Origin of the sequence: Bradyrhizobium sp. RP6, assembly GCF_003837805.1 — a bacterium.
Classification (GTDB): Bacteria; Pseudomonadota; Alphaproteobacteria; order Rhizobiales; family Xanthobacteraceae; genus Bradyrhizobium.
On the sequence record NZ_RQIT01000029.1, the window covers coordinates 1 to 16,030 of the forward strand.

13 protein-coding genes are annotated in these 16,030 nt (G+C 64.1%); 1 reads left to right on the forward strand and 12 read right to left on the reverse strand.

The window, feature by feature from the left end; all coding sequences use genetic code 11:
- Nucleotides 1-327: 327 nt before the first annotated feature.
- Together EHH60_RS32860 and EHH60_RS32865 are read right to left on the reverse strand one after the other, a co-directional pair.
- Entirely contained in the window at nucleotides 328-1,521 is a 1,194-nt protein-coding gene (locus EHH60_RS32860; RefSeq protein WP_199752328.1) for a CaiB/BaiF CoA transferase family protein, read from the reverse strand.
- Nucleotides 1,522-1,651: 130 nt separating this feature from the next.
- Complete coding sequence (locus EHH60_RS32865; protein WP_124163444.1) at nucleotides 1,652-1,954, reverse strand: hypothetical protein; 303 nt, start codon at nucleotides 1,952-1,954, stop codon at nucleotides 1,652-1,654.
- Nucleotides 1,955-2,147: 193 nt separating this feature from the next.
- Here EHH60_RS32865 and EHH60_RS37280 point away from each other — a divergent pair, with 193 nt between their 5' ends.
- The gene (locus EHH60_RS37280; RefSeq protein ID WP_158626799.1) at nucleotides 2,148-5,099 is read left to right on the forward strand and encodes a M10 family metallopeptidase C-terminal domain-containing protein; all 2,952 of its coding nucleotides are present in this window, start codon (nucleotides 2,148-2,150) and stop codon (nucleotides 5,097-5,099) included.
- 107 nt (nucleotides 5,100-5,206) lie between these two features.
- Here the strand turns inward: EHH60_RS37280 and EHH60_RS32875 are convergent, their stop codons facing one another.
- The 10 genes from EHH60_RS32875 to EHH60_RS32920 all read right to left on the reverse strand — a co-directional run bounded on the left by EHH60_RS32875 (nucleotide 5,207) and on the right by EHH60_RS32920 (nucleotide 15,944).
- Complete coding sequence (locus tag EHH60_RS32875) at nucleotides 5,207-6,169, reverse strand: UDP-glucuronic acid decarboxylase family protein (protein WP_124163445.1); 963 nt, start codon at nucleotides 6,167-6,169, stop codon at nucleotides 5,207-5,209.
- Nucleotides 6,170-6,334: 165 nt separating this feature from the next.
- Complete coding sequence (locus tag EHH60_RS32880) at nucleotides 6,335-7,084, reverse strand: glycosyltransferase family 2 protein (protein ID WP_124163446.1); 750 nt, start codon at nucleotides 7,082-7,084, stop codon at nucleotides 6,335-6,337.
- Between the two features lie 11 nt (nucleotides 7,085-7,095).
- Complete coding sequence (locus tag EHH60_RS32885) at nucleotides 7,096-8,499, reverse strand: capsular polysaccharide export protein, LipB/KpsS family (protein WP_124163447.1); 1,404 nt, start codon at nucleotides 8,497-8,499, stop codon at nucleotides 7,096-7,098.
- A 4-nt stretch (nucleotides 8,500-8,503) separates the two neighbouring features.
- Nucleotides 8,504-9,892 (reverse strand): surface carbohydrate biosynthesis protein, encoded by a 1,389-nt coding sequence (locus EHH60_RS32890; protein ID WP_199752329.1) that lies wholly within the window; start codon nucleotides 9,890-9,892, stop codon nucleotides 8,504-8,506.
- A 25-nt stretch (nucleotides 9,893-9,917) separates the two neighbouring features.
- Nucleotides 9,918-10,844 (reverse strand): hypothetical protein, encoded by a 927-nt coding sequence (locus EHH60_RS32895; protein ID WP_124163448.1) that lies wholly within the window; start codon nucleotides 10,842-10,844, stop codon nucleotides 9,918-9,920.
- Nucleotides 10,845-10,907: 63 nt separating this feature from the next.
- Nucleotides 10,908-12,443: a lipopolysaccharide biosynthesis protein gene (locus EHH60_RS32900; RefSeq protein ID WP_199752331.1), complete on the reverse strand. Its 1,536-nt coding sequence runs from the start codon at nucleotides 12,441-12,443 to the stop codon at nucleotides 10,908-10,910.
- A gap of 13 nt (nucleotides 12,444-12,456) precedes the next feature.
- The gene (locus tag EHH60_RS32905; RefSeq protein ID WP_124163449.1) at nucleotides 12,457-13,278 is read right to left on the reverse strand and encodes an SDR family oxidoreductase; all 822 of its coding nucleotides are present in this window, start codon (nucleotides 13,276-13,278) and stop codon (nucleotides 12,457-12,459) included.
- Between the two features lie 13 nt (nucleotides 13,279-13,291).
- A complete protein-coding gene (locus EHH60_RS32910) occupies nucleotides 13,292-13,993 on the reverse strand; it encodes an acylneuraminate cytidylyltransferase family protein (protein WP_124163450.1) in 702 nt (233 codons plus the stop codon).
- Nucleotides 13,990-14,898: a Gfo/Idh/MocA family protein gene (locus EHH60_RS32915; RefSeq protein ID WP_124163451.1), complete on the reverse strand. Its 909-nt coding sequence runs from the start codon at nucleotides 14,896-14,898 to the stop codon at nucleotides 13,990-13,992. The genes EHH60_RS32910 and EHH60_RS32915 overlap by 4 nt, the downstream gene beginning before the upstream one ends.
- Nucleotides 14,895-15,944: a nucleotidyltransferase family protein gene (locus EHH60_RS32920; protein ID WP_199752333.1), complete on the reverse strand. Its 1,050-nt coding sequence runs from the start codon at nucleotides 15,942-15,944 to the stop codon at nucleotides 14,895-14,897. The genes EHH60_RS32915 and EHH60_RS32920 overlap by 4 nt, the downstream gene beginning before the upstream one ends.
- Nucleotides 15,945-16,030: the final 86 nt, after the last annotated feature.

Below are 16,030 nucleotides of genomic sequence, written 5' to 3' on the forward strand. Positions count from 1 at the left end.
GCCGCAGCCCAACGCCCTCGATCGGCCGCGAAAACGCAATCGTTCGACGCCGCGCGCCGATCGACGCCTCGCAAAAAAGTCTCATATCGGGAACTGCTCCCGCACGCCCGATTAAGCAAAGCCCTCGGCTTGCGGGAGAGGTCGGCACGTTCCGGGCGATGCGAAGCATCGTCCCGCGCGCCGGGTGAGGGCTTTCTCCGCTTGGGGATCGTCCCATTGCGGAAGCATCCTCTTCCCAGCCCCGTCCCGCAAGCGCGAGAGGGAGCGCACCAGAGAGGCTTCGTGCTTCAACGGCCGAAGGGCTGATGGTGTCAAAGTCAGCGATACTCACACCACCTTGGCGTCCCTGAGCCCCGCGATCTCGTCGGCGCCGAAACCGAACTCCTTCAGCACCTCGTCGGTCTGCTCGCCGAATTCCGGCGGCCGCGCCACCATCCTGCTCGGCGTGCGCGACAGCGTCACGGGCTGACCGATCAGGCGGATATGGCGGCCCTCGTCGTTCGGCACGTCCTGCGCAATGCCGAGATGCTTCACCTGCGCGTCGTCGAACATCTGGTCGATGGCGTAGATGGGACCGCAGGGCACACCGGCGTCGTTGAGTTCGCGGACCCAGGTCTCGGTCGACTTCGTCACGGTGCGCTTCTCGATCTCGGCGTTGAGGGCATCACGGTTCTTGGAGCGGGCAGGGGCTGTCGCGTAGTCGGGGTGGCCAAAGAGCTCCGGCGCACCGATCGCCTGCGCGCAACGCTCCCAGATCCGCCCGCCGGTGGTCGCGATGTTGATGTAGCCGTCGGAGGTCCTGAACACGCCGGTGGGGATGCTGGTCGGGTGGTTGTTGCCGGCCTGCCTGGCGACCTCCTTCTCCATCAGCCAGCGCGCGGCCTGGAAGTCGAGCATGAAGATCTGGGCCTGGAGCAGCGAGGTCTGCACCCACTGGCCCTTGCCGGAGACCTCGCGTTCGAGCAGCGCGGTGAGGATGCCCATGGCGCAGAACAGGCCGGCGGTGAGGTCGGCGACCGGAATGCCGACCCGCATCGGGCCTCCGCCCGGCGCGCCGGTGATCGACATCAGCCCGCCCATGCCTTGCGCGATCTGATCGAAGCCGGGGCGCTTGTGGTAGGGGCCGTCCTGGCCGAAGCCGGAGATGCTGCCATAGACGATGCGCGGGTTGATCGCGGCGAGGCTGTCATAGTCGATGCCGAGCTTCTTCTTCACGTCGGGACGGAAGTTCTCGACCACGACGTCGGCCTTGGCGGCCAGGCGCTTGAATACGGCGAGTCCGCGCTCGTCCTTCAGGTTCAGCGTCATCGCCCGCTTGTTGCGGTGCAAATTCTGGAAGTCGGAACCCCGCCGGGGGCCGCCCGGCTGCTCACCGCCGGCATCCTCGGTGAGTGCGTCGATCTTGACGACATTGGCGCCCCAGTCCGCGAGCTGCCGCACGCAGGTGGGCCCAGAACGGACGCGGGTCAGGTCGAGCACGGTGAAACGCGACAGGGCTTCCGAGGCATGCGGAAAGGGCATTTTGAGCGGCTCCGGGACAGATTGCGGGGCTACCATAGTGCCGAAAGCCCTTGCGGCAACCCTGGTCCAATGCGGATGCTGCCTGCCGAAATGCCATGCCTGACGCGGCTTTGCTGCGCTGCGCAACGGCTCAGCGCGACAGGCGCTTCAGTTCCGCGCGCGCCTGCTCGGCCAAGGGATCGTCGCCGTGGCGCGCAATGAAGAGCTCGAAGGCTTCCCGCGTTCCCTTCCGGCGGGCGGCTTCGTATTCCTCTGCCACCGCGACGGCAGGATCGCGGGCCATTGGCATGGAGGGCGCGCGCGCCGCCTTGCCGTTGTCATCCGCGTTGGCGTTTTGCACCATGACGGGCAGTCCTCCGAGGGTGATGTGACCGAATCCGGCGAGCGTCATCAGCGCTCCCAGCAGACCGGCCGAGGATGAACGTCGTCTCATGAAAGCCTGCAAATGACGATGCCGTGGGAACCAAGCTCTTGTTCCTGTCCGTAGGACTACGGAATTTGATGGCTGACGAGTCCTTATGAAATGGAACGAACGCCGCTGCCCAAATTAAACCAAACGTTTAACTCTCAAGCTAGAATCATGTGCCTTCGCCGCGAATTTGCGACGCTTTGCTCTGGAGAGTCGATTGGCCACCGCTGTTTACGTCAGTGCCACCAATAACGCCGAAATCGACGGCCTGCTGTCGGGCTATAAATGGTCCGGCGCGATCACCTATAGTTTTCCCGACGCACCCAGCGACTATTCCAATCCTTATTACGGTGGCAGCAGCGAGCCGACCACCTCGGGCTTTGCCTCGGCACCCACGCAGATACAGGCCGCAATCAATTACGCAATCGGACTGATCCTCAGCTACACCAACGCCGACATCCAATATGCCGGCACGAACGGCGCCGATATCATGATCGCGCAGTCGCCGGCGGCCAATCCGACCGCCTACGCCTACTATCCCGGCAATTATGCGTCCGGCGGCGACATCTGGTTCGGCACCCAATACGATTTCTCGCTGGCCAAGCTCGGCAATTACTACTTCACCACCGCGCTGCACGAGCTCGGCCATGCCGTGGGTCTCAAACACAGCCAGGAGACCGGTGGCCCCGCCAACGTCGCGGTGCCGAGCGCGCATGACGACAGCGAATACACCGTCATGAGCTATCGCAGCTATGTCGGCGCTTCGACCACGAGCGGCTACACCAACGAAGCGTACGGGTATCCGCAGACCTACATGGCCAACGATATCCTCGCGCTCCAGACCATGTACGGCGCGGACTTCGCGACCCAGAGCAGCAACACCGTCTACACCTGGAATCCGACCACCGGGCAGGAGTTCATCAACGGGGTCGGGCAGCTCGCACCGGGCGGAGGCGTCGGCGGCTCGGCCAACCGCATCTACGAGACCGTCTGGGATGGCGGCGGCGTCGATACCTACGACCTGTCGAACTACACGACGGGCCTGAGCATCAATCTCAATCCCGGCGCCTCGTCGGTGTTCTCCTCCGTGCAGCTGGCCTATCTCGGCAATGGCCATTACGCGTCGGGCAACGTCTACAACGCCTATCTCTACAATGGCGATGCGCGTTCCTACATCGACAACGCCATCGGCGGGTCCGGCAACGATACGATTGTTGGCAATGCCATCGCCAACATGCTGAACGGCGGTGGCGGCAGCGATACGATCACCGGCGGTGCGGGAAACGATACCATCAATGGCGGTTCGGGCACCGACACGGCGGTGTATTCGGGCGGCCAAGCCAATTATACGATTTCGTACAACACGGCGGCACAGACCTTCACCCTGACCGACCTGCGCGGTGGCTCACCCGACGGCACCGATACCGTTGCCGCGGTCGAGTATTTCCGGTTCGCGGATGGCACGGCCGGTAGCGCCAGCCTGACGACGACTGTGCTCGAGACGTTCGGGGCGACCAGCGTGATTCTGTCTGGCGGCAACTACCACCTGGACAGCATCTCGACCGGCACTGGACCTGTCCTGAAATATGCGGGATCTGCGGTGATCGCGGCAAAGTGGGGTGTGTGGACGGTCATTGGCGCGGAGCAGGTGTCGGGCGGCGGCTACGACGTGGTCTGGAAGAGTTCATCGAACCAGCACTATTCGGTGTGGAGCACGGACAGCAATGGCAACTTCCTGACCACGCTCGCCGCGGCCCCCGAAGTGCTTGGGTCCGATCCGTCTCTAAAAGCGCTGGAGCCGACGCTCCAGCAGGATCTCAATGGCGATGGCACGATTGGCGTGCCTGCCGTCAGTGACACCACGATCGAGACGTTCGGGTCGACCAGCGTGGTCCTGTCCGGCGACAACTACCACCTGAACAACATCTCGAGCGGCACCGGACCTGTCCTGAAATATGCGGGGTCTGCGGTGGTCGCGGCGAATTGGGGTGTGTGGACGGTCATTGGCGCCGAGCAGGTGTCGGGCGGCGGCTACGACGTCGTCTGGAAGAGTTCATCGAACCAGCATTATTCGGTGTGGAGCACGGACAGCAACGGCAACTTCCTGACCACGCTCGCCGCGGCCTCCGAAGTGCTCGGGTCCGATCCGTCTCTGAAAGCGCTGGAGCCGACGCTCCAGCAGGACCTCAACGGCGATGGCACGATTGGCGTGCCTGCCGTCAGTGACACCACGATCGAGACGTTCGGGTCGACCAGCGTGGTCCTGTCCGGCGACAACTACCACCTGAACAGCATCTCGAGCGGCACCGGACCTGTCCTGAAATATGCAGGGTCTGCGGTGGTCGCGGCGAATTGGGGCGTGTGGACGGTCATTGGCGCCGAGCAGGTGTCGGGCGGCGGCTACGACGTCGTCTGGAAGAGTTCATCGAACCAGCATTATTCGGTGTGGAGCACGGACAGCAACGGCAACTTCCTGACCACGCTCGCCGCGGCGTCCGAAGTGCCCGGGTCCGATCCGTCTCTGAAAGCCCTGGAGCCGACGCTCCAGCAGGATCTCAATGGCGATGGCACGATTGGCGTGCCGGCCGTCAGTGACACCACGATCGAGACGTTCGGGTCGACCAGCGTGGTCCTGTCCGGCGACAACTACCACCTGAACAGCATCTCGAGCGGCACCGGACCTGTCCTGAAATATGCAGGGTCTGCGGTGGTCGCGGCGAATTGGGGCGTGTGGACGGTCATTGGCGCCGAGCAGGTGGCGGGCGGCGGCTACGATGTCGTCTGGAAGAGTTCATCGAACCAGCATTATTCGGTGTGGAGCACGGACAGCAACGGCAACTTCCTGAGCACGCTCGCCGCGGCCTCCGAAGTGCTCGGGTCCGATCCGTCTCTGAAAACCCTGGAGCCGACGCTCCAGCAGGATCTCAACGGCGATGGCGCTGTCGGCGCTGCGCCGCCCAGTGACAGTGCTCTCGTGTTCAAGTTCGATGAGGCGCCACTGTCCGGCCCGCCGGAGGCGCCAGATCCGATGCCCGGGTGGGTTGGCGCGGAGGTCACGTCCGCGCCGTCGATGCCCGCTGAGGCGGTGGTAAATCAGGATATTCCCGTACCCGTCAGCCCCGTTGACCTTCTCCACGATCTGCACGGCAGCGGTTTGCTGCTCGCCTGACGCCAGTGCGGCCTTCGAGTCAGCCGCGATCGGAGATGGCTGATGATGTCGGACGGCTCGCTGATGGCGAACAGGCTCGCTGCGGACGAGAGACGTTGCGAGCCGGATCAGGCGATTTCGAGCGAGTGCTTGAAGTAGGCGATGGTCTCCTTCAGCCCGTCCTCGAGCGCGACGTTCGGCTCCCAGTTCAGGACAGCCTTCGCCTTGGCGAGGTCGGGCTGGCGCTGACGCGGGTCATCCTGCGGCAGCGGCTTGAACTCGAGCCGGGAGCGCGAGCCGGTGAGCTTGATGACCTTCTCGGCGAGCTCGCGGATGGTGAACTCGGAATTGTTGCCGAGATTGATCGGTCCGGTGACGTCTTCTGCACTCACCATCAACCGCATGATGGCCTCGACGAGGTCGTCGACATAGCAGAATGAGCGGGTCTGACCGCCGTCGCCGAACACGGTGATCGGCTCGCCCTTGAGCGCCTGGACGATGAAGGACGACACCACGCGACCGTCGTTGGGCTGCATGCGCGGGCCGTAAGTGTTGAAGATGCGCGCGACCTTGATCGGCAGGCCATGCTGACGCCAATAGTCGAAGAACAACGTCTCGGCGCAGCGCTTGCCTTCGTCGTAGCAGGAGCGGATGCCGATGGGGTTGACGTTGCCCCAGTAATCCTCGGTCTGCGGATGGATCAGCGGATCGCCATAGACCTCGCTGGTGGAGGCCTGAAAGATGCGCGCCTTGAGTCGCTTGGCGAGCCCCAGCATGTTGATGGCGCCGTGCACCGAGGTCTTGGTGGTCTGCACGGGATCGCGCTGGTAGTGGATCGGCGAGGCCGGGCAGGCCAGGTTGAAGATCGCGTCCACCTCGATGTAGAGCGGGAAGGTGACGTCGTGCCGGACAGCCTCGAACAGCGGATTTGCGATCAGATGCGAAATGTTGCGCCGGCTGCCTGTGAAATAATTGTCCGCGGACACCACCTCGGCTCCCGAACCGAGCAGTCGCTCGCAAAGGTGCGATCCGATAAACCCGGCTCCCCCGGTCACGAGGATGCGGCTGTTCCTGTAGTTTTCAAACGGCATGATCGGTTCCAGATTGTTCGCAAGGGAGCGGCTGAGTGGTATCGGCAACGGCCGGACTCGCCAATAGCCAAATGCCTTGGATCGAGGTATCGAAACACCTCTACTGTGCATAGGGTTGTTTTCGCGCTTTTTACACGGTGGGCGCGCCGGGGGGCCGCGATCAGCCTAGAATTCCCGCCGCTTCAACCAGGCCCGCGCGCCCCAATGGCCGAAGCACCAGGCCGATCGGACCAGGGAGAGGTGCTCGACATTGCGGTAGACCTGCCAGACCCATTTGGCCGAGCGCATCGGTCGGCTCGACACTGAGGACCCCCTGACGCGGTAACGAGCAAGATCTTCGTTGAGGCCGTATGCGGTATGGCCGCGCTTGAGGATCGAGAGCCACAGGCAGAAATCGTCGTAACCCTCGTTCTTCATCGCGATGGGGCCTGAGATCTCACGATCGACCATCGCGGTCAGCGTCGCGATCGCGGTGTTCCTCAGGAGCTGGTCGTAGGTCAGCGAGGCCGGCACCTCGATCAGCCGTCCGGTGACCGTGCTGGTCTCGTTGATGCGGCGGAAGGCGGTGTAGCTCAGCGCGGCCTGCTTCGCCTTCGCGAAGGCGAGCTGCCGCTCCAGCTTTTCGGGCAGCCACAGATCGTCGCTGTCGAGGAAGGCGAGATAGCGGCCCTGCGCCCGGTCGATCGCGGCCTGGCGCGCCAGCGCCGGCCCGCCGTTCTTCGCCTGCCGGATCAGCTTGACGCGGGGATCGCGCTCGCCGATGTCAGCGATGATCTGCGGTGTCCTGTCGGTCGAGCAGTCGTCGGCGATCAGGAGCTCCCAATCGGAGAAGCTCTGGCTCTGCACCGAGCGGATGGTCTCCTCGATCAGACCTTCGACGTTCCAGGATGGGGTGATGATCGAGACGAGCGGCATGACGGGTCCGTTCAATGCGCGCGAGCGGGCTCGGCGATCGCGGCGCACAAGGAGGCCGCGAACGTGTCGAGCAGCTTGGGATCGCTGATATAGAGTTCGCCCGGATAAGACTTGCGCCAGGCCGATTCGAAATAGGGTGCGCCCTTGGCTGGATCGAATGGACCGGAGGAGAGCGCCTCGCGCAGCCGCGCGGGCACGTCCGCCAGTCGGTCGACCGCGTAGACCAGCGGGCAGGAGCGATAGAACGCATCGCCCATCACCACGACCGGCTTGCCGAGCAGCAAGGCCTCGGCGCCCGATTTGCTGTTGACGGAGATGACCGCATCGGCGCGGTTGAGCACTGTGTAATTGTTGGTCTGTGGCGGCAGCAGCACGAAATTGTCGAAGCGGCGCGCCAGCTCGAACAGGCGATCGGCCGAGATCGCGCCGATCTGGGCGGGGTGTTCCTTCACCACCAGCACATGCGAGTCCGGAATCGTCCGCAGCAGGAAATCGACGGTCGCGACCTGGTCGAGATAGGCGGGCGAGCGCAGCGTCAGCGCCATGTCGGCCGGAACGTGGAATGGATAGTAGACGAAGGGCGCCCCGGGGATCGGCTTGTAGAGCTTGCGCAGCCGCGTCGCGTTGAGCGCCATCGCCGCGTGCACGCGGGCGTGACGCAGATTGTGTCCGAACTCCTGATGCTTACCGAGCGCGAACTGGTCCCACAGCTTTTCGGAGAGGCGGCGGGCGTTGCGCAGGTTCACGACCTTCTTGAAAGCCGCCGAATAATGATGCTGGTCTTTTTTGGGGATGACGATCGCCCGCTGCTTCAGCGTGTCGTCGAGATAGGCGCGTACCTCTGCCGACACCGTATCCGCCGGTGTCGGCATCACGTCGGGCGCGGCGAGACTGTCGGGCGTGAAATACATCCGGCCACGAAAGAACGATGGCTCGATGAACCAGTTGCGGATGTTGCGACGCCTGGCGGCGTAGAAGCTCGCGATGACGGAGAGGAAGCCCCCGAGCTCCTGAACCAGCTCGACGCGCTTGCCCTGCGTGTCCAGGCGGTCGAGCAACGCCTCCATCGCGTTGGCATAGATCATGAACCGCCGGCGAAGCGCGGCGGTGTCGCGGATGCCGAACGTGAACCGCTCATGGCTGAACAGGAAATTGGTCCCGTCGAGTCCGTAGGCGACGACGCGCGCGTCGAACGCGCGGCGATCGTCGGGCGACGGACCGGTCTTGAGGCCGTCGCGATACATGTTCGTGACCGGCACGCCTTCTGCCGCCGACATCTCGGCGCTGCGATCGTCAAAGGCGAGCAATTCGACGTCGTTGCCTGCCGCACGCAGCCGCTGCGCGACCGGAATCCAGAACCGGGTCTGGTATTCGGCAAGCGTGGTGATGAGAATGGTCTTTGCGGATGTGGTCATGACTCTATCGGGCGGGTTCGATGGCGATGCTCGCGAGCGGCAGGCCTGTCGTCGCGCAGTGCGCGCGTCTTGCGGTGAATTGCGCCGGGCTCGCACGGTCATGAGTTGCGATACGCTGCAGCAGGGTTTTGACGAAGACCGGCCCGATCTGCTTGTCACGCCGGGCCGGGTTGAACCGGCTGCGCAGCCGTTCCGTCACGGCCGATCCGAGCGCGGCGCTGGCAGCGCCTTTGACGATCTGACCGACACTCGGCTTGTCGCGCGTGCCCTTCACGGTCGCCAGCAACGACACGTAGGGCCGGCGCGTCGCCCCAGCGTGCGTCAGGACATCAGCGACGCGTTCGGCGGCTTGCCCGTCGTTGAGATGAAAGAAGGCCTCGATATCGGCGGCATGAACCCGGGCGAAATCGAATGTCTCGGTCTCGCGCTCGATGCGGTCGATCGCGCCAAGCAGCTCCTCGAACGAGGCGACCGGCCTGCTCACGCGCGCGGGCAGCGCTGCATGTCCGGCGGTGATCGGCGTGTTCAGATATTCGAGCTGGAGCGGAAGCTTTCCGAGCAGGACCGATTCGACGGCCGTGCCGCAGTTGAGATGAACGACCGCGGCCGCATTGCGGATACGGTCGAGTACGCTGCCGCTGCCGTCGATCAGGACGTTGGCGTGGCGCGCAAGCGCGTTGCGGTAGACCTCCTCGCTCTCGAAGGGATGCGGACGCACCAGAATGGTGCGATCGGGCCGCGCCGCGGCGAGCCGGTCGATCTCGGCGAGATAGTTGGCGAAGACCTGCTTCAGGTCCGCGATGAAGCTATCGACATAGGCCCCATCCCAGCCGGCCCGCACCATCGCTTCGCGCTCGCCGCCCGGCTTGCCGGTGAAGCGTGAATTGACCAATGGGAAATTGGCGTTGACCAGCAGGTAGTCGCGCGGTTCGCCATCGAGCAGCGCGCGCCAGCGCGGCGCCGCAAAGTCGAAGCGCGGGCATCCGGTGAGGTGAAGCTGCTCCGGCTTCATGGTTCCGGCCGCGAGGAAGGCCTCGTGCAGCCGGCTGCCCCAGAAGAAATAGCCCGCCAGGATGTCGGCGTAGCCGCTGTCCTTGATGTGGGCGGCCATTGCCCGGGGCGAGTTCCCGCCCTTTTCCGCGAGCACGCCGCCTTCGGTATCGAGCACGTACAATGCGAGCCCGGCCCGCGCAAAGCTGCGCATCAGATCGAGATTGACGGGACGCGCGTAGTTGACGACGAGCGCGTCGAGCCCAAGCCTCGGAACGTCGACAGCTTGCTCGTACATCGGCACCAGCACGACGGAGACGCCGCGCCGCGCCAATTGATAGCCGAGCATGACTGCCCCCGGCAGGTCACGCTTGGGGTGATCGACCACCAGGCCTATGCGCAAGATGTGAGCTCCAGGCAGGTGCGGCTCACAGGCGCATCGCGGCGCGCTCGACGTCCGTCAGGGCTCCGCTCGCCCGGAAGCGCGGGCGCGGTTCGGGATAGATGCGCGGCTGCTGGATGTATGTCGCGGTGTAGAGCAGGCGGCTGTGGTCGGACTGGATCCGGCTTCCCATGTGCAGACAGCGGGCCGTATTGACGATGAAGGACGACAGGCGCGGCGCAACCATCTCCTTGACCGCGTCGGGCCCGGTTTTGGCGAACACCGTCGCATCGTTCATGTGGCTCTTCAGCGTGTTTCGGAACGGCCTGGAGGGGCCGGCGGGAATGAACGTGAACGGACCGTCGGCGGTGTCGCGGACGTCGGTCAGGTAGATGAAGAGCTTGCAGACACGCTTGTCGTCGTGATCGAGATGCCAGAGCTGGGAATAGCTCAGCGCTTGGTTCGGAGTCGGCTGCGACAGCGTCAGCAGTACGTCGGAGAGTTGCGGCAGATCACGCATGAAATCGCCAATGATGCGCAGCGCCGCCGGCTGCAGCGCATAGCGAACGAAGGGATGGTCGGTCGCGAAAGCACCGTCGACGAGATCCTCGTCCAGGAGGCTCACCCAGAAGGATTTGTGACCGAGCTGCTGTTTGTCGGAGAGCTCGTTCAGCCGGCTCACCTTGTTGTCCGCGACTGCCGCGACCGCTTCAGCAAGGCCGCGGTCCACCAGCGTGGATACGTCGACGTAGCCGTCCCGGTCGAGCTTCCGGCTTGCCTCGCTCCACTCCGCTTTCGAGGGAAGCTGATTGAGCAGTGCGACGCGCTTTGCCCGTGCGCCCGGTTGCAGAGTTGTCAGGGCCGCCTTGGTGACCCAGCCGAGATCCGTCCGGTTGATGTGCCACAACAGGCGCCGAAACTGGTTGATCTTCTGCTTCTTCGGTGTTTTCACGCCGGCATCGATGGTCGTCATGTGGGGTTGCCCGATCGCAGGAAAGCAAGTCTCTTTAACCTCAAGGCGCCCTCCTTTGCCACCCTAAAGTGTGGCCGGTGAGACGCCCTTTCGGCCGAAATAGGTCCGTCCAAGAGAGCCAATCTGGCCGCGTTGATCCTCGCTCAGGACCAGGAAGTATTGTGCTGCCCATGTGGCGGCGCAAAACGCACCCATCAGCCCCGTCAGGGTGACGATCCCCGGCTCGGGCGCGAAATAGAGGATGGCGGCGAGCAGAAGCGCAGCGATCGCAAGGATCGTCCAGTGGATCAGGATGGCAACCCAGAAGCGCTTCGCATCCATTGCGAGTTCCTTGACGAAGATCATGAGCTGCCATGGTACGATCGCTGCGGTTCCAATGGTCTGTCCGAGAATGAAGGCCCGCTCGGACAAGACGTTGACGGCCGCAAGGGTCAAAACCGCCCAGACCGCCAGATGGATCATCATCAGCATGTTCAGCCGCCCCTGAACCTTCGTGCGCGTCATGAACAGCGTGTTACCGAAGATCACATATTGAAAGCACATCGTGACCACGAACATCAGGCCCATCCAGTGGGCGTAAGGAACAATCTGCGGTCCGATCCAGATATGCATGATCGCGGGTGACATCACCGCGGCCGCGACCAAGGGCGGCACGGTTACGATCGGCAGCATCATGATGCCCGTTTCACCAAACCGGTTGAACTGGCGGTGGTTGTCGCGCTGATCAAGCCGGCTGACCACCGGGAGCATCGCCGAGATGAGCAGGCTCGCGACCACTTTGGCGAGCCGCGGAATTCTGACCAGCGTATCATAGATGCCGACGCTCTGCGGACCGATATAGATGCCGATCAGGAACGGCTGGATCGGCGCAATGATGCCGCCGATCAACTTGCCCTGCATCACAAGGATGCAGCGCGTCATCACCTCGCGGCTGACCGCCGCGACAGGTACCGACAGCCTGATCCGCGTGCGACTGAGCGCGGCGATCGAGGCGCCGAGCAGGATCAGCGCGCGCAACAAGCCGCTGCCGAGGAAATAGTAAGTCACCACCTCGTAGGGTTGCCCGGATCGCGCAGCGTGGATGGTGGCGCCCACGTAGAGCAGGGTTGTCAAGAATTCGCAGAGCCGCAGCAGCCCGTAACGTTCGAAGCCCTTGACGACGCCTTCCCACACCAGCGCCGGAAACAGCACGAGGTTGCTCGCCGCCGTCGCGAGCAGCATGTTGGTGAAGCTCGCGGCGTGAGCCGGCTCGACCTTGAACTGAGCAACGATCAACGGCACCGTCAGCCACATCGCAGCGCTGAGCACGATGGCCAGCAGCAGCGAGACCACCGTCAGCAACAGGAGCTGACCGCCGGCCAGCCGCCAATCGCGGTGCTCCCTGGCGCGCGCCACCACCTGCGTGGTCACTTCCGCCAGGCCAAAATCGATGACCCCGATCAGCCCGGACGGTAGGAAGAGGCGCGTCAGAACGATCAATCCGAACTCGGCGACGCCCCAGGTGCGAATGATGATCGGGATGACGATGACGCCGAGGACGGCGACAAGTCCGAAGACGATCGCCGACACCACGGTGTTCTGGACAAGGCGCTTCAGCATGGCATGGCCCGGCTCACCACGCGCTCAGGCCGCCATCGACGGCGATGTTCTGGCCGGTGACGTAGGACGCCGCGTCAGACACCAGGAACAGCATCGTCCCAACCATCTCGTCGGCGCGGGCCATGCGACCAAGCGGGATACGGGCACCATAGCGCGCCTTGAAGGTCTCATTCTGTCCGCTCTCGACTCCGCCCGGGGTCAGCGTGTTGACGCGAACGCCCTTCGCTGCCCAGTAGGTCGCCAGGTGCTTGGTCAGGCCGATAACGCCGGCTTTGGACGCCGTGTAGACCGCGGGCGTGTTGATGGCGCGGCCGAGATATTCGGAGCCTTCGTAGATGCGCTGGTCGGGGGCCATCAGGCCGTAGATCGATGCGGTCTGCACGATGGAGCCGTAGCCGCGCTCGGCCATTCGGCCGCCGAACACCTGCGCGACGGTGAACATGCCGTCGAGATTGACAGCCATGATCTCGCGCCAGGTCACCTGCGAGAATTCCTCGACTGGCGCGAAAAAGGCGTCCACGTCGCGGGTCTTGCTGGCCGCGTTGTTGAGCAGAATCGAGACCGGTCCGAGGTCGGCCTCGATCGCATCGGCCGTGTTGCGCACCGCGTCAGGGTTGGTGATGTCGCAGCCGTAGCCCCCGGCGCGCACGGCATGGCGTGAGGCGACGTCGGCTGCCGCGGCATCGGTTGCGGCCTGATCGAGATCGACGATCGCAACGTTGGCGCCGAACTCGGCAAGGCCATCGGCAAAGCGGCGCCCCAGGATACCGCACCCGCCGGTGACGACGGCAGTGCGCCCGGTCAGATCGAACAGAGCCTTGAAGCTCGTGGTCATCGCTTGAGCCTCCTCAGGCCGGCAGTCGTTGGCGCAGTAACAGTTCCACCAGCGCAAAATCGAGATCGGAATCGATGTCGATCGAGCGCTCTTCCGGCATTTCGAACAGGCGCGTGTCCGGGTAGAACACTGCGGGCTGCTCCAGAAAGGACGCGACGCGCCAGACATAGATCGACGCGTTCATGTCGAAGCAGCGAGGCGCATCCTGCCGTCGCGTAACCGGGGGATCGGCCGATTTGGAGAGGCCGACGCTGCCGTCGGTGCGCTGTTCGACAAGGTTGAAATAGGGCGAGCGCCGCGCCGGCGCCCCGGTAATGACGTTGCGGGCGCCGCTCTCGCGCAGCAGTGCCACTGCACCCGCGATGTCTGAGGGCAGCCTGAGCGGCGACGTGACGTCGAGATCGACGAAGATCTCCGGCGTCGTGCCTATTTGCGCGATCGCCTGCTCGAGACAATGGCGGATCGCCGGCAGCTTTGGCGCGGTATCGGTCGCCATCTCGTCGGGACGCCTGACCGCGATGTCGGCGCCCGCCTTCAGCGCGGCGTCGAGCAGGCCGTCCGAATCGCTGCTGAAGGCGATCGCATCGAACAGGCCGGTCTCGCGCGCCTGCGCGATGCTCCACGCGAGCACTGGCCTGCCCAGGAGGTCTCGCGCGTTCTTGCCGACGACGCCTTTAGAGCCGCCGCGCGCGCAGATGGTGCAGACGAGACTCATGGCGATACCCAGGTCTTGGTGCGCAGCGCGCGCTCGCTGGCGTCGATCAGATGCACGACACCGAGCGCCTCGGGCAGCGAGCAGACCGGGCTCGCGCCACGCATCGCCGCGACATGCATATCGCGATAGCTCTGGTCGCGCTCGCTGGGGATCTCTGTTGCCCTGCCGTTGACCGTGAGACGGCTGCCGACGAGATCGGCCTCGATGGTGTCGTCGTCGACATTGACGCGAATGCGGCGGATGCCCTGGCGATCGAGATAGTCCATATGGACGTGGACCGATGGCGCCCGCTGCATATCCAGCAACAGGTCGAGGTGGTCGTCGACGTCGACGTCGCGAGCTCCGGAGGCCCCGCCGAGCGCTGCGACGCGATGCCATGGCCCGAACAGCCACAAAAGATAGTCCAGCTCATGGCTGAGATCGCGCAGCACGCCGCCGCCGGCATCGGCCGTGGCGGATGCAGTCGCGCGGTGATCGCGGCCCGGCCGCCAGTCCCTGATGTCCTGGCCGACATAGGCGCCGACCGTGATCACGTCGCGCCCGCGCAATCTTTCCGCCAGCGCCGTCATCACAGGGTGAAAGCGCAGATTGTATCCGACGCTGACATGGGCAAAGGGATATTTCGGGGCCGGTGCCGGTGTTGCGAACAGCGGCTTTTCGACGAGGACTCTGCCATGGAACCCGGTCTGCGCAAGCTCTTGCAGATTGTCCGCATGGCGTGCAGTTTCGGTAGCGATCACCACGTAGTCCGGATGCGCCGCCGCGACGGCCTGCGCGATCGATCCGTAGTCGCCGCCTTCGCGCCGGCTGACTGTCGCGACTCGAAGGCCGAGCTCGTGCAGGACCCGCGCATGCCTTGCGCCGATCGAGCCGAGGCCAACCACGACGGCGGTTGTAGAGGTCACGGAAAGACCTCGTGAAACTCGGCATGCGCCTGCTCGAAATCCTCCAGGCGGCCGATGTCGAGCCAGTACTCGCGAATGGGAAAGACGGCGACGCGTCCCTTATCGGCGATCACGCGCTCCAACACGGTCGGCATATCGATGCTGACCCCTGGGGCGACATGGCGGAAGACGGAGCTTCCAATCACATATATGCCGGCACTGACGAACCAGCTCTCGGTCGGCTTCTCGCGAATGGTCTGGAGAAAGCCCTCTGACGTGGAAACCACGCCATAGGGGACGTGCACCTTGTGCTCACGAACGGCCATCGTCGCTTCCGCCGGCGTTCCGTTGTGGAAGTCGAGAAGCGCTCCGTAGTTGATTGTGGTGAGGATGTCGCCGTTGGTGACGATCATCGGCAGATCCGGCGGAGTCGAAAACAGTCCGAGCGCACCGGCGGTACCGAGTCGCTCGGTCTCGTGCACGTATTGGATGTTGGCACCGAAGGCGGCGCCATCGGCAAAGTAGTCTTTGATCGTCTCGGCCTTGTAGTTGACCGAAATGAAGATGTTCGCAAAACCCTGCTGCACAACGTTACGGACGATCGTCTCGAGCAGTGGTCGGCCGCCGACATTGAGCATCGGCTTCGGCACATCGCGCGTCAGCGCGCCCAGACGCTCACCGAGCCCGCCGGCCATGATCAACACAGGGTTCGGATAATGACGCGGTTCGAGCAGCTCATCGAGCGTCTCGACCACGACCAGATGGCCGCCCCCGTCGACAAGCGGCAGCTGCTTGATCGACCTCTGCCGCATCAGCTGCAGGCGATCCTCGCGCGGCAACGTCGCAGGGGCCGACACCGGTGCCCGGTTCATGATCTCGGTCGCAAGTCCGGTGAGGGGAATGCCGCGCAGCAGCCCGCGCCTGACGTCGCCGTCGGTGACCACGCCGAGCAGACGGTTCTGGTCGTCGAGCACCAGCGCAATCTGGATGCTTCCGCTCTCGATCGCGGCGATGGCCTCGCCCACGGTCGCCTGGGTACCGACGACGGCTTTGCGCCAGGATTTCATGGCAATCTGCCTCGTATACGCAAGATATTGGGGGCGGCCCACGGCTGAGCCTGCTATATCGCGGCTGCGAGAGGCGGCGTCAACCC

Excerpts from the sequence above, each read along its gene's own strand:
- EHH60_RS32875 (WP_124163445.1), bottom strand. The coding sequence starts at position 6,169 with ATGCCGTTTGAAAACTACAGGAACAGCCGCATCCTCGTGACCGGGGGA.
- EHH60_RS32885 (WP_124163447.1), bottom strand. The coding sequence starts at position 8,499 with ATGACCACATCCGCAAAGACCATTCTCATCACCACGCTTGCCGAATAC.
- EHH60_RS32860 (WP_199752328.1), bottom strand. The coding sequence starts at position 1,521 with ATGCCCTTTCCGCATGCCTCGGAAGCCCTGTCGCGTTTCACCGTGCTC.
- EHH60_RS32900 (WP_199752331.1), bottom strand. The coding sequence starts at position 12,443 with ATGCTGAAGCGCCTTGTCCAGAACACCGTGGTGTCGGCGATCGTCTTC.
- EHH60_RS32880 (WP_124163446.1), bottom strand. The coding sequence starts at position 7,084 with ATGCCGCTCGTCTCGATCATCACCCCATCCTGGAACGTCGAAGGTCTG.
- EHH60_RS32920 (WP_199752333.1), bottom strand. The coding sequence starts at position 15,944 with ATGAAATCCTGGCGCAAAGCCGTCGTCGGTACCCAGGCGACCGTGGGC.
- EHH60_RS32910 (WP_124163450.1), bottom strand. The coding sequence starts at position 13,993 with ATGAGTCTCGTCTGCACCATCTGCGCGCGCGGCGGCTCTAAAGGCGTC.
- EHH60_RS32905 (WP_124163449.1), bottom strand. The coding sequence starts at position 13,278 with ATGACCACGAGCTTCAAGGCTCTGTTCGATCTGACCGGGCGCACTGCC.
- EHH60_RS32865 (WP_124163444.1), bottom strand. The coding sequence starts at position 1,954 with ATGAGACGACGTTCATCCTCGGCCGGTCTGCTGGGAGCGCTGATGACG.
- EHH60_RS32895 (WP_124163448.1), bottom strand. The coding sequence starts at position 10,844 with ATGACGACCATCGATGCCGGCGTGAAAACACCGAAGAAGCAGAAGATC.